The 13,313-nt window shown below is 48.4% G+C and carries 14 protein-coding genes; 3 read left to right on the top strand and 11 right to left on the bottom strand.

The window, feature by feature from the left end:
- Positions 1–281: 281 nt before the first annotated feature.
- A complete protein-coding gene (locus tag IKQ95_04545) occupies positions 282–521 on the top strand; it encodes a hypothetical protein (GenBank protein ID MBR4195962.1) in 240 nt (79 codons plus the stop codon).
- 7 nt (positions 522–528) lie between these two features.
- Here IKQ95_04545 and IKQ95_04540 read toward each other — a convergent pair whose 3' ends face one another.
- Complete coding sequence (locus tag IKQ95_04540; GenBank protein MBR4195961.1) at positions 529–675, bottom strand: hypothetical protein; 147 nt, start codon at positions 673–675, stop codon at positions 529–531.
- 126 nt (positions 676–801) lie between these two features.
- On the opposite strand from IKQ95_04540, the gene IKQ95_04535 reads away from it, so the two are divergent.
- On the top strand, positions 802–1,473 hold the full coding sequence (locus IKQ95_04535) for a hypothetical protein (protein MBR4195960.1): 672 nt from the start codon (positions 802–804) through the stop codon (positions 1,471–1,473).
- Between the two features lie 49 nt (positions 1,474–1,522).
- On the opposite strand, the gene hydF is transcribed toward IKQ95_04535, so the two are convergent.
- The 10 genes from hydF to IKQ95_04485 form a co-directional block, all read right to left on the bottom strand.
- The gene (gene hydF / locus IKQ95_04530; GenBank protein ID MBR4195959.1) at positions 1,523–2,842 is read right to left on the bottom strand and encodes a [FeFe] hydrogenase H-cluster maturation GTPase HydF; all 1,320 of its coding nucleotides are present in this window, start codon (positions 2,840–2,842) and stop codon (positions 1,523–1,525) included.
- Complete coding sequence (gene hydG / locus IKQ95_04525) at positions 2,814–4,256, bottom strand: [FeFe] hydrogenase H-cluster radical SAM maturase HydG (protein ID MBR4195958.1); 1,443 nt, start codon at positions 4,254–4,256, stop codon at positions 2,814–2,816. Before hydG ends, hydF begins: the two co-directional genes overlap by 29 nt.
- A gap of 144 nt (positions 4,257–4,400) precedes the next feature.
- On the bottom strand, positions 4,401–5,474 hold the full coding sequence (locus IKQ95_04520) for a class I fructose-bisphosphate aldolase (GenBank protein MBR4195957.1): 1,074 nt from the start codon (positions 5,472–5,474) through the stop codon (positions 4,401–4,403).
- A 57-nt stretch (positions 5,475–5,531) separates the two neighbouring features.
- Positions 5,532–6,182, bottom strand: coding sequence for a hypothetical protein (locus IKQ95_04515; protein ID MBR4195956.1), 651 nt, complete (start codon positions 6,180–6,182; stop codon positions 5,532–5,534).
- Between the two features lie 188 nt (positions 6,183–6,370).
- Positions 6,371–6,874, bottom strand: a complete 504-nt coding sequence (locus IKQ95_04510) for a DUF308 domain-containing protein (GenBank protein ID MBR4195955.1) — start codon at positions 6,872–6,874, stop codon at positions 6,371–6,373.
- A gap of 2 nt (positions 6,875–6,876) precedes the next feature.
- Positions 6,877–7,485 carry an HAD family phosphatase gene (locus tag IKQ95_04505; protein ID MBR4195954.1) on the bottom strand — a complete coding sequence of 203 codons (609 nt, stop codon included), beginning with the start codon at positions 7,483–7,485 and terminating at the stop codon, positions 6,877–6,879.
- On the bottom strand, positions 7,482–8,036 hold the full coding sequence (locus IKQ95_04500) for an isochorismatase family protein (protein ID MBR4195953.1): 555 nt from the start codon (positions 8,034–8,036) through the stop codon (positions 7,482–7,484). The genes IKQ95_04505 and IKQ95_04500 overlap by 4 nt, the downstream gene beginning before the upstream one ends.
- Positions 8,037–8,077: 41 nt before the next feature.
- Positions 8,078–9,124 (bottom strand): nicotinate-nucleotide--dimethylbenzimidazole phosphoribosyltransferase, encoded by a 1,047-nt coding sequence (gene cobT, locus IKQ95_04495; protein MBR4195952.1) that lies wholly within the window; start codon positions 9,122–9,124, stop codon positions 8,078–8,080.
- On the bottom strand, positions 9,121–9,750 hold the full coding sequence (locus IKQ95_04490) for a hypothetical protein (GenBank protein MBR4195951.1): 630 nt from the start codon (positions 9,748–9,750) through the stop codon (positions 9,121–9,123). The genes cobT and IKQ95_04490 overlap by 4 nt, the downstream gene beginning before the upstream one ends.
- A 96-nt stretch (positions 9,751–9,846) precedes the next feature.
- Positions 9,847–11,775: a hypothetical protein gene (locus tag IKQ95_04485; GenBank protein ID MBR4195950.1), complete on the bottom strand. Its 1,929-nt coding sequence runs from the start codon at positions 11,773–11,775 to the stop codon at positions 9,847–9,849.
- 177 nt (positions 11,776–11,952) lie between these two features.
- Here IKQ95_04485 and rsxC point away from each other — a divergent pair, with 177 nt between their 5' ends.
- The gene (gene rsxC / locus IKQ95_04480) at positions 11,953–13,311 is read left to right on the top strand and encodes an electron transport complex subunit RsxC (GenBank protein ID MBR4195949.1); all 1,359 of its coding nucleotides are present in this window, start codon (positions 11,953–11,955) and stop codon (positions 13,309–13,311) included.
- The last annotated feature ends 2 nt before the right edge of the window (positions 13,312–13,313 follow it).

The following is a 13,313-nucleotide window of genomic DNA, read 5'->3' as shown; positions in this document are numbered from 1 at the left end:
GTTCAGCAGTCCAGAGGCTTTAACTTCCCCCCTAGCCGGAGGTAGCCATATTTCTATGGATTGGTAATGCCTGTCCAGCACCTGACATTGCGCAGCAGATTAACCCTCCTTTATAATTTTGTCAAGTGTGGTTTTCAGAACTCTTTTTCTCACGGTTTTATACTATTTGCCTATCTAGCTATGCCTCCTGTTTTTGACTGAGATTCTATCATTCCGCTGTTCATGAATCAGCCATAGGGATATATACTTCATGCAGAAATTTTCACACGGAGGGAAAATTCATGAGGAAAATATTTGCGGTGCTGTTTGTTGTTATGCTCATGGCAGGGTCAGTTTTCGCTGAGACTGAGAATTTGACGATTGACAGCTACAGCATAGGGCGCGAATATATATTGACGGCTCAGACTCTCCCGATATATCAGACCGCCGAGAAATTCACCGGGTCTGTGTGCCTCATTCACGGGACGGCTTCACGGGGTTCGAGAATATCGCGGCAAAAATCGCGGCTGACTTCCTCATGAAGTGATACTAGTAGAATCCGCGCTCAAACCATTCTTCAACGGCTTCTGACGTGTGAGCGGGAGTCCTCCTCAGAGCTTCAAGCTCCCACCTAAGCTCGTCCCTTTCCCGCGTAACTTCTTCAAGCCTCATCCGCAGAATTTCTACCTCAGTCATGATTAACGCCTCCTGAAAATGTTACGGGAGATTATAGCCCGCATTCTTTGAAATTTCACAGCAGTATGATAAATTAAAGGATAATGTCAATCAATGTATTCTGAAAAAAGGAGAGTGCTTATATCAGTGAGATACGCAAAATTGTTGTTGTTGCTATTTTTCCTCTCAGTAATTCCCGCAAGGCCGTCATATTCTATTGACCCGTTCAGGGAAAACATGAGCGGTTTCGGCCCAAGAGTCGCGGGAACAAGATTAGGCATGAAAATGTCCCTGCGCGATATAGTCAGGTGGCGCGCAAATCTCCGGGGTGTTCCGTTCACGCTTGATATAAACAGCGAAAGGATACCCGGCAAAAAACCATCAGAGACCGGAAGCATGTCAATATTATTCACGGGCAAAGACAAAGAGATTACCGAGTTCAGGATTGTGAGTGCGGCAAGAGGATTTTACCGCCTAAAAAATGAGAACATGAAACTGTTAGACCTTCTTGCGGAAATCGAGAAAGCAGGAGTCGAGACGGTAAACTTCAGGGGAACGAATACCCGCATTACGGAAGACTGCATATCATTCACGGATGACATGAGAGTCGCGTCAATACGTATCAGGCAGAGCGACTTGGACGCAAAGAATATGACGCATGAAAATTTTGTGAACATGATAACAGAAATGTACAGCCTCCCGGAAATGAGGCGGCGCGGAAATTTCTGGAACTATACCAATGATTCCGAAGGCTGGCAGATAACATATCAGGGGCTGGGCGACGGAATACTTGAGTTAAGCCCGGAAATCACAGAATAGAATCAATCCCCTTCCCGCAGATTCAGGACGGGGATTTTTTTTGCGCCTGCTACAGTCCGAACGGCTCAAGACTCCGGCGTAATATCCCGTGCATTTCGGCTATTGCGACACCGTAATTGACGATTGGGACTCCGGCCATGCTTGCGCGGGTGAGTCGTGATTTCATTTCCTGCTCATTAAGCATACAGCCTCCGCAGTGAACGACAAGCGCATATTCCCTCAGCGTGTCGATGTCGGGAAATTCTCCGCCGGAAGTGAACGAGAAATCCGGCCTTGCCCCTGAATATTTCCGTATCCATTCGGGAATCTTCTCCGTTCCGATGTCCCCGCACTGCCTGTGATGTGTGCAGCCTTCCGAGATTAATACCCTGTCGCCGTCATGAAGCTGTGAGAGTTTCTTTGCACCGTCAACAAGAGTCCGCAAATCTCCTTTGTACCGTGCGAAAAGTATCGAGAATGATGTCAGCGGAATATCTTTCGGCGTAACAGCGTCAACCCGTGAAAAAACCTGCGAGTCCGTGATGACTATTGCGGGCTTTGCGTTCAGGGAGTCGAACATGGCCGGAAGCTGTAAGTCCTGGCACACTAAGCACGAGCAATGCGAGTCGAGAATGTCGCGTATAGTCTGCTGCTGAGGGAGAATGAGACGGCCTTTCGGGGCTGCTTTGTCGACAGGGACAACGAGAATCACAATATCGCTGGGCTTGAGGAGGTCAGCAACGAGTCTCTTTTCGGGCGCGTCTTTCTTTGCGAGGAGTGCAATACGTTCCTTCAGGGCTGTGATATTTTCGCCTGTTGTCGCGCTGACGTAGAGAACATTACCCCTCTTCTGCTCGCACTCCCTCCCCTCTTGGGAAGCATGACCCCTCTCGGCAAGCCGTGTCCCCCCTAAATTAGGGGGGATTAAGGGGGGTAATACTTCAGTAGGGGGAATTAAGGGGGGGGCGGCAATCAAATCGGCTTTGTTGTACGCAACTATATGCGGTAAATTACGCTCGTCAAAAAGTTTCAGCAGGTCAGACTCAGCCGGGGAAAATTCCTGCGTCGAATCATGAACCAGCACAGCCACATCACAATTCGCAAGCACATTCATGGCGCGTTTGACTCTCATCCCGCCTAATTCGCCCTCATCATCGAGTCCGGGCGTGTCAATAATCACGACAGGGCCGAGAGGCAATAACTCCATAGCCTTGCGGACGGGGTCTGTTGTTGTGCCTTTGACATCTGAGACTATCGCGAGATTCTGACCTGTTACGGCGTTGACGAGGGACGATTTTCCGGCGTTCCTGAGTCCGAAAAAGGCAATGTGTACCCGTTCGCCTGACGGTGTTTCGTTAAGGCTAGAACCTGAAGTCCCTTGCGTTACCATTTCTCATGGCCTCGATATTCTGTCGTGCGATTTCCCGGACATTCTCGCGGGGGATTCTCTCAAGCTCTCGCGCTATCATCTCATAGCCGATTCGCTTTGTCTCCGGCGAGGCGTAATCCTCTAAGTATTCCGTGAGGGTCATTAAGGCGTTCGGGTGGCAGCAGTTGAGGATTTGCCCGGACTTACAGAGCGACATAAACCTGTCTCCCGTTCTCCCAGCCCTGTAACACGCCGTGCAGAATGACGGAATATGATTCTGTTCCATCAGCCACCGCACAACCTCGTCAAGCGTCCGCTGATCCGACACGTCAAACTGTTCTGTGTCATGCGGCCTTTCCTCTGTCGTATATCCTCCGACTGATGTCCGCGAGCCTCCGCTAATCTGCGAGATCCCTACCTGTAACATTTTCGCCCGGACTCTTTCGTTCTCGCGTGTCGAAATTATCATCCCAGTGTAGGGAACGGCGACACGGATACACGCCGCAATTTTCGTGAATATCTCATCGGGTATAGAGTTGTTGAACTCCTCCGGGTCAATGTCATCTGCCGGCTTCACTCTTGGTACGCTTATCGTGTGAGGCCCGACTCCGAAAACGGCCTCTAAGTGTTCCGCGTGCATGAGCAATCCCGCAAATTCGTACTTGTACCCCTCAAGCCCGAACAAGACTCCGAGTCCTACGTCATCAATTCCGCCCTGCATGGCTCTGTCGTGTGCTTCCGTGTGATATGCGTAGTCATGTTTGGGTCCGGTCGGGTGCAATTCCTCGTAGCGTTTTCGGTTGTACGTCTCCTGGAATAATATGTACGTCCCTATTCCGGCCTCTTTCAGTTTGCGGAAATTCTCTACAGTCGTTGCGGCAATGTTGACGTTCACGCGGCGTATGTCTCCGTTCTTGTGGTGAACGCTGTAGATCGTCGCAATGCTTTCGAGTATGTACTCTATCGGATTATTCACGGGGTCTTCTCCCGCCTCAATCGCAAGACGCTTGTGTCCCATGTCCTGAAGTGCTATGACCTCTGCGCGGATTTCGTCCTGCGTTAATTTCTTGCGGGGGATTGTCTTGTTCTTTGTGTGGTACGGGCAGTAAAGGCAGCCGTTGATACAGTAATTCGACAGGTACAGGGGCGCGAACAGTACGATTCTGTTGCCGTAGAAAGCCTGCTTGATTTCCTCTGCGACGCTGTAAATTTTTGCGATGATTTCGGGGTCTTCACACGCCAGTAACACGGAGGCTTCGCGGTGAGTCAGCCCTGAGCATGTGCAGCCGTTAGCGTTGAATTTCGGCCTTGCTTTTTCGAGGAGCGAGTCGATTAGTGCCTTGTCGTTTTTGTGCGACTCGGCGTAAATGAGCGTGTCTAGTATTTCCTCGTGATTAATGAAGTCGTCAGCATGTGGCGATGATGGATTGTACATTATAGTTTTGCCCTCCTTCTTCAGGGTCAGAGAGTGAAAAAATCTCTTAGCCGTCAGAAATTTTTGACATGATTATATCAGCATTGAGCCGACAAAAAAGCCTCCCCCGATATTTTCAGAGGAGGCCGGAAATTTTATCGTCTTTTACGCTACTGTGATTTCCTTGCAGAGATATACATCCTGTACTGCGTTGATGATCTGCACACCTTCAGACATTGGACGCTGGAAAGCCTTTCTGCCGAGAATGAGTCCCATTCCGCCGGCTCTCTTGTTGATTACGGCTGTGCGTACTGCCTGCGCGAGGTCATTTTCGCCGGAAGCCCCGCCCGAATTGATGAGACCAGCCCTGCCCATGTAGCAGTTTGCGACCTGATAGCGCGCCAAATCTATTGGGTGATCTGTCGTGAGCTTGTCGTACATTTCCTTTGACGTTTTGCCGTAGCCTTTGCCCATTGCGGGATAGCCGCCGTTGTTTTCGGGTAATTTCTGCTTGATGATGTCGGCCTCAATCGTAACACCGAGATGATTGGCCTGCCCGGTTAAGTCTGCTGAGGCGTGGTAGTCCGTAACCTTGTCGCCGTTCTTGACTTTGAACGCGGAATTTCTCAGGTAGCACCATAAAATTGTCGCCATTCCCATTTGGTGAGCCTGATGGAATGCCTTTGAGATCTCCTGTATCTGCCTCGTTGACTCAGGGCTGCCGAAATAGATTGTCGCGCCTACTGCCACAGCTCCGAGATTGTACGCCTGCTCGACTGACGCGAATAATACCTGGTCGAACTGGTTCGGGTAAGTGAGAAGCTCATTGTGATTCAGCTTGAGGACGAACGGAATCTTGTGGGCGTATTTGCGTGAAGTTGCGCCGAGAACGCCGAGAGTTGTTGCCACAGCGTTGCAGCCTGCCTCAATAGCGAGCTTTATGATGTTCTCAGGGTCGAAATATATCGGGTTCGGGCCGAATGACGCGCCTGCTGAATGCTCTATGCCCTGATCGACAGGAAGAATCGAAATATACCCGGTGTTTGCGAGACGGCCATGTGAGAAAAGAGTCTGCATTGCGCGCATGACAGGTACAGGGCGGTCGGACATGCTGATTACGCGGTCAACAAAATCCGGGCCGGGAAGTGAGAGCATATCTTTGCTGATGGTTTTGCATTCGTGAGTCAGGAGCGACTCGGCCTCTGAGCCTAAGAGAGCTTCAATTTTTCCGTACTGCATGAAAAATGCCTCCTTAAGATTTGCATTACACGCACATTATAGCGCAACGAAAAATCTTTAAGCCTCGTGAAGCTCCCATAGCATATTGTAAAATTCTCCCGGATAATCATCAAACCACATTTGAAGAAAGGACATCGTTGTATCATCTTCCCTTAACGTATCATAGTCCATGAATGTACGTTCGTCAGAAAATAATCCTTTTCGCGCGTGAATGCCGTCATCGCAGAAATACACAAAGTACCACGTTGCTACACCGTACTGCCATTCCGTATATACTTCTTGATGATCGTAAGTCTCGTTATCCTTCTCTGTTGCGCCATATTTCCCGGTGATATATCTGATGTCCCATTCCGTTAAGGATGGTCTTGGAGCTTTTATCTCTACATTCTCATTAGCAAATACGTTTTTGCCGTACGTGCTCATTGTATGTTTGTTGACAGCTTTTTTCGCCGGAATGATTACATGTTTGTGAAAGAAATGGCCGATGATCTTTTTGACGATCCAGAGAAGAAATAATGCGGGTGTTCCGATTCCGAGCCAGCCTAAAATTTTTCCTGCCGTATTTCCGAACGTGCTGATCGACCAGCTGAAGAATGAAGAAATAATGCCTGCTGTTTTGCTGAAGAAGCCTTCTTGATTCTGTTCTGCAGAAACTTCTGACGGTGCTTCACTCGCGTGTGAGAGGCTTAATACCCCCCCCCCCCCCACCGGGATAAGTAAAACACGCAGAAATCACACAATGAGGAGGAGAAGAACTTTGACGGAAAATTTCATGTTACGCGCCTGCCTTTTACGTAAAAATTTTTGGACGCTCCAATTATAACAAACGCAAAAAAAAAACCGCCCCCCGAATTTCACAGAGGGACGGCAAAATTTCACGCTCAAATTCTGAACGCCTAACGCGGAGTCACAAAGCCCTCAATCACCGCAAGCACCCCTGACGCAATCAGCACCCCCGAAAGAATCATCATCACCGAAAATGTACTGCTCAGAGGCGCAACGCACATCATCACCGCGAACGCCGTCATAGCAAGCCCGCTGATTAGCACCATCCACCAGCCGGGAATCTCTGCCCCGCCCAGCCAGAACGCCGCGCATGTCCGGCTTATTCCCTCAGAGAAAAGCCACAGGCCAATCACGAACGGAATCAGGAACGCGCTAATACCCGGCTGAATCACCAGCGCAAGCCCCGCGATGATGTCAAGAAATCCCGCCACAAGAAAGCGAGTCTGCCTGAAGAAATACCACGCCGATATGTGATTGATTCCCGTCGCGATTATTCCGATGCCGAGAATCATTCCCGCCGTCATTATCGCCTCGACTGGATAACGCATCATCAACACGCCCATGACGATTAATATTCCGCCTGTTACCCACAAATTTACGCGCAAACTTTTCACTGTTACTTCTCCTCCTCTAACAGCCTGTTCAAATCTTCCTGAGCCTGCCTCAGTGTTACGAACTGAATCGCGTGATACCCGAAATCCCTTCCGGCCTTCACATTACGTTCAAGATCATCAATGAAGACACACTCAGACGGCACAAGATTATACTTCACCGCTAAAGCCTCGTAGATTTCCCGGTCAGGCTTTATCATACGCACATCACACGAAAATATACCCCCGTCCATCAATGGCAGGAAGTCGAGAACATCAGGGTTACAGCTCATGACGTAGCGCGAGTAGTTCGACAGGTAAAGCACACGATAGCCCCGCGATTTTACGTCCTTCAGCCAAACGGGGGTCGCAGGTCTCTTCTTGAGGGTGTCGCCGACGTTGGCGAAAACTTTTCGGAGTTCTGACTCATGGCCGGGAGCATGGGCGATTATGTCCGTGAAAACTTCCTCCGGGTCGTCGCCCGCGTCAAGCCTGTCCCACCGCCTATTACCCCAGACAGCCTCGTCAAGCTCCGCGATTAATTCCCTGCGTCCCGGGAACATTCGGTGAATGAAGCCCTCCCAGTCGAAATCAACAAGGACTCCGCCTATGTCAAATATCACAGTGTTAATCATTCAATCACCGCGCCCATTTTCGCAAGCTCGTCAAGAGTCTTCTTGTGATTTTCCGCGTCAACCCATCCGAGCATGTCAGCCTTAACCGTAACTTTCCGCCCGGAATTTATGAGGGCAATAACGCTCTCCTTCACGCAAAATTCTGTAGCGATTCCCGTAACGGTAACTTCACGCCCAAGAATGTCGCATAACTTTTCCCCGGCGATATTTTTGGCCTCGTATGCTGAATATTCCTCGACTGAATCATCTTCGCCCTTGTAGTATGTCGTGTACTCGTTCGGACGCTGTGAAGGGTTATTGATGTCGCGAGTAAATGACTCGTGAAGCTCCGCGCCGTGAGTCTTTGCCTGGCAATGTATCGGCCATGTTCCGCCGTTGGGAATGTAGCTGCAATGTTTCGCGCTGTGATTGTCGGCTGAGTAGAAGATTTTTGCGTCTGGGTTCTTGTTGATAAATGTGATGATGTTCTTCACAGCTTCCTCCGAATGCCCGCAGGCTAATGAGCCGTCAATAAAATCATATTGGCAGTCCACTACTAATATTTCTTTCATAACAATATTTCTCCTCTCAATAATTTTCTCCCTCCCATAATTTAGGGGAGGCCGGGAGGGGTAAGCTCCTGAAGTTTTGCCATGCTGTTAATTATAGCGATTGCGTCATCAATTATCTGCATCATTATTGCCGCCCCGGTTCCCTCGCCTAATCTCATTCCCAGCTTCAGGGGGGCTGAAAGATTCATAGCCTTCAGCGCGTGAAAATATGCAGGCTCCTGCGACTCGTGGGACGTGAACATATATTCCCGTGTCAGCGGCTCAATCATATACGCCATCAATGCCCCGGCAATCGATATTACCCCGTCAGCAACAACAGGAACGTGATACACAGCACCGCCGAGAAATATTCCCGTAATCGCGACAATGTCGAGACCTCCGATGCATGAGAGAATGTTTACGGGGTCAGAGAGATTCGGAGCGTGGAGCTTCAGCGCGTCAAGTATGACTCTCTTCTTGCGGGAAAATGATTCGTCATCGAGTCCCGCCCCGCGTCCGACAAGTGAGGCATCATGCGTCCCAGTCCCGGCCATGATACACGCGCAGGCAGGGGACGTGTTTCCCATTCCGGCCTCGCCTGTGCCGATTAGCCCGAATCCCTCAGAGCGCAAATCACGTACGACATCAATCCCGAATGAGATAACAGCCCTCACTGTTTCAGGAGACATTGCACGACCATGAAGGAAATTAGCTGTCCCGTCCGGCAGAAATTTTCGGGTGATTATATTTTGACGGGGGGCAAGATTTTTGACTCCGAGATCATAGAGCCGTAACTCTGCATTTGCCTGGCGTGAAAGAATATTTATCGCGGCATTCTGACTCCCTGCGTAAAGCTCCATCAATTTCCGGGTAAACTCCTGCGGAGAAGAGCAGACTCCCTCATCGTAGATTCCGTGATCTGAGGCGAATAGGCAAATAATTTTCCGGGGGATTGGGTTTTTTGCGTGTCCTGTGATTCCTGCGAGTTTGACTGTGATTTGTTCGAGTTCTCCGAGACTGCCGGAAGGTTTTGCGAGTGAGGCTTGAATTTCGTGGGCGGCTTTCATGGCCTGGGAGTCGGGCGGAGTAATTGAGGCTATTCGGTTCATATCTGTCGGAGAAATTTTGCGGCGAGTTTTGCGGCTACAGTAAAAATATTTTCGCGTATTCTTATGGCTAACGGAACTGTGAAAAGTCTGATTACTCCGTCTGCGTTCAGTGTTGATACTTGTATCATTAAATGTATTTCGTCCCTGCTGAAATTATTTGCCTCGTGAAAAGTTACTATATCGGGAGCTAATCCCCATAATTCTATCCACTGCCACAGAAAACGCCAGTCCGGGACGCTGAAAGGCACAGGAGGAGTCGCAAGCAGCTTCATGTTCCAGTAAAGTATGTTCAGCAAATCATCATCGGGCTGTTCGTGAGGCATGAATTTAGCGAGGAGGGCGGCCCATTTCTGAGCGGTCAATATAGTCTCGCGGCTTCGTCTCAGGCGGAACATGTCATCCTTCACGTCAATGTCATCAACGAGATATTTTGCGCTCCTTGCCATTTTCCTGAAGGAGTATACTGCCCATATAAACGGCTCTGAGTCTCCCCTGAAATTTTTTGACGTGAGACTGACGACTCCCTCGCCCTGAAGAAAGAGACGCACCCATAATTTATTTTCACCGGAGATTTCGCGCTGGAGGGTTACGCCTTTTGCGGTGAGGAAATTTTCACCGTTGAACATGATGATTGCCTCCTGTGTTTGTGATTGTGTGTTGAAAAATTATAGCATGAAGGAAAAATAGCTTGGCCTTATAAATTGCAGGGCGTATTCTCTGAGTCACAATTTTTTGTTCCTTGCTTTTTCACACCGTTCTTTATGCTTTGTAATATCTCTGCTGAAAAAATTGAAGAACAGTCCTGCTATACCGATAAGACCGATAACAATAGACAGCCATGTTCCGAAATCGGCATTGAAAATCTTGCATGTGTACCATGTCAACCAAACCGCGCCAATTATCAAAAGTATCTTCCATGCGAATGAGCAGGCCAGAATCATGCGGCTGACAATAACCTTTTTTCTGTAAACTTTCTCGGCTTCCCTGCTCTCCAGTGCCTTGATTCTTTCGGTTAAATCATCTATTTGCTGATTTTTCTGCTGATTGTCCTCATTTGCCTGCGATAACTTCTCTTCCAGATCTCTGACGCTTCCTGAGAGTACCTTTATGGCATCATCTTTATCCTTTAGATGTTGTTCATTGAGAGATATTGTTTCCGCGAATCTCTTGAAGTATTCCTCGCTGAAATCTAAATTATCCTCGACATTATCAGAATCAAGCTCCTCTGGCAGGGCTGATTTCCCCTTCAAAGTAACTATGTAAGCCGCGGCTTGTTCTTGGCTTAATTCACCTTTTTTATATTTCTCTTTTATCTCCTCATATGTTATTTTGACACCTTGGGAAATATACCCGGACAAAATAATCCTAGCTTTTATTACAGCGTCAAGATTTTGCGGAAAATCTGCCGAGCCGAAGCCCCGGTTCATTTTGTACCAAAGAAGATTTGTGATTCTGCTGAGACTTACTGCATAACCACAGTATATTTCTCCGGTGGCTGTATTGCGTCTCTGTTCAGCAATTGCTCTTGAGATTTCAAGGACTCTTCTTGTCTCAGTAACAAACAGAAATTTTGAAGAGAAAAAATCAGTTGTTTCTTCTCCTTTTCTGAGAACATTAATATGGCTGCAGAACCGAAATCCTTCCGAATTAGCAGGGTCTGTATAAGGGAAACCCTGTATAGTTTCCGCTTCAAGATTATACGGATGATCACAAGCTCCATAGTAATTTTTCTTGTCATCTTCCCTGATGCCGCAGTCTGTTTGAATTTTTCTGTATAAGTCTGTTTTTTTGTCCGCTATGTCAGAAATATCTTTGCAGCCTTTGATAATCTCCCTCATAGCGTGATTGAGCGGCACTTCGCCTTTTCCTTCAAGAACTTTTTCGGCCTGCCGATAATAACTGTCAATATCTACAGCCGCGTCCGAGAAATATCGCAACGTTATTAACTTTCCTCCGCGGTTTGCAGAATCAACAAGTTTCAGGAAATCATCAGCTAAAATTCTGTACAGCTCACCATTCAGCCCGGCAATGTCAAATAAAATTTCTGTGTCGAGAAATAATGTCAGATGAGTTTTCAAGCTGCCCAGCTCAGAAATATTATATGTCAGGCCAGTGTACAATATGCTTCCTTCCTGAATTGTAGACAAAGCATCTGTTATTCCGGGATTATCCTTGTTGCTTAGAATAAACTCGCCTATGACTTTCTGATATTGCTCGCTCCCGTCCTCATTAAGCACAAAAGCTATAAGTTCCTGTTCAAGCCTGCCTTCATCAAGAACTACATCTTTCAGCTTTATAAACTTGGTAAGAGCATCCATTAAGCTCACTCTATGATCCTCTGATTTTTGCTGTGCCGCCAAGAAATATGCGTTGCTGTCAACATCATTTTGTTTGAGCGTATACTCCTGATGCTCAAGCCCTACTTCATCTATGTTTCGGAGCGCGGTTCTGATTACAGCTACAGGAAGATGAAAACCAAATTCCTCCGTCAGCAAATCCTGAATTTTGGTAGACGTAAAAGAAGGCAGATGTCTTGAAGCAATAACATATCTGATAAACTCCGAAAGAATCTGATAAGGGCTTTTGTACTTTTTTGACTTGTACAATTCTTTGAAGGTCGCGTAAGATGCCAATACTGATTTTGTATTCAATCTCAAATCATCCCGCTTTTGCATAATATTTTGCCCGAATTTTATAACACAACAAGCAAAATTTCTTCTGTCAAAAATTTTGGAGCTTTGATATTCTTCACGACGGCAAAAATTTTCCCGCTGTTACGCTATAATACGTTCATTCCATAAATTATTGAGGGGAGTGTTTGTTACACGATGAACCTGCCTACATTCTTAGGGGGAGTGCATCCCCCTGAAGGCAAAGCACTCACGGAGAACAAAGCCATAGAAATTTTGAGGCCGACTGATTCGCGTGAGTTCGTTTATCCGCTGTCCCAGCATATCGGTGCGCCGTGTTCGTCTCTCGTGAAGAAGGGCGATCACGTTCTTGCAGGACAAAAAATCGCCGACTCTGAAGCGTTCGTATCAGCCCCGATTTTCTCAGGGGTATCGGGAACGGTGAAGGAAGTCGCCCCGCGAATGACGATAGCCGGAAGCGTTGACCCGTGCATAGTCATCGAGAGCGACGGAAAATACGAGAAAGCACCGTCCCTGCTTGAGGAGTTCGGACACAAGCCGCAGCCGTCCGAGTATGTGAAGCTGATTCGCTCGGCGGGCATTGTCGGCATGGGCGGAGCATGTTTCCCGACTCACGTCAAACTTTCACCGCCGAAAGACCGCGTAATCAAATGGATAATCGTAAACGCCGCGGAGTGTGAGCCGTATTTGTCCTGCGACAACAGGCTAATGATTGAGAGTCCTGACGAGATTATACGGGGGCTGGGCTATGTGCTTGAGATTTTCCCGGAGGCCGCCGGAGTCATTGCCATTGAGAACAACAAGCCCGAAGCAATCGCGACAATGACAGCCCGCAACAAGAACCCGCGTATTTCCGTCATGCCTCACACCGTCAAATATCCGCAGGGCGCGGAAAAAATGCTCATATGGTCAGTAACAGGCCAGGAAATTCCGTTAGTGCCTGCTCTGCCCGCTGATGTCGGCTGTATCATCCTCAACACCCGCACAACGTGGCACATCTGCAAGGCCATTGAGGACGGAGAGCCGGTAACAGAGCGCGTAATCTCCGTAACCGGCGATGCTGTATGTGAGCCGAAAAATGTGCAGGTTCCGTTAGGGATTTCAGTCCGTGAGCTTGTGAACTTCTGCGGGGGATTCAGTGATGAGCCTGTGAAGATTCTTGCGGGCGGGCCGATGATGGGACTCGCTATGCGCTCGGTTGATGTCCCTGTCGTCAAAGGCACATCGGGAATTTTAGCCCTCACAAAGAAACTCGCCTATATCGCCGAGGAGTCAGCCTGTATTCGCTGCGGGAAATGTATCGAGGCTTGTCCCATGCACCTTAACCCGACATATTTAGACCAGCTTGTGAGGAAACGCGACTATGAGTCATTCGAGGCGTATAACGGTATGAATTGCATTGAGTGCGGGTGCTGCTCGTATTCCTGCCCTGCGTCAAGACATCTGACTCAGACGTGCAAAGAGGGTAAAGCGGCGGTAAATCTCGCACGGAGAAAAGCGGCGGCTCAGGCAAAAGCGAAACAGGAGGCGAAATAGTC

The organism is Synergistaceae bacterium (genome assembly GCA_017540085.1).
GTDB lineage: Bacteria > Synergistota > Synergistia > Synergistales > Aminobacteriaceae > JAFUXM01.
This window is presented reverse-complemented; position numbering and strand designations above follow the sequence as displayed.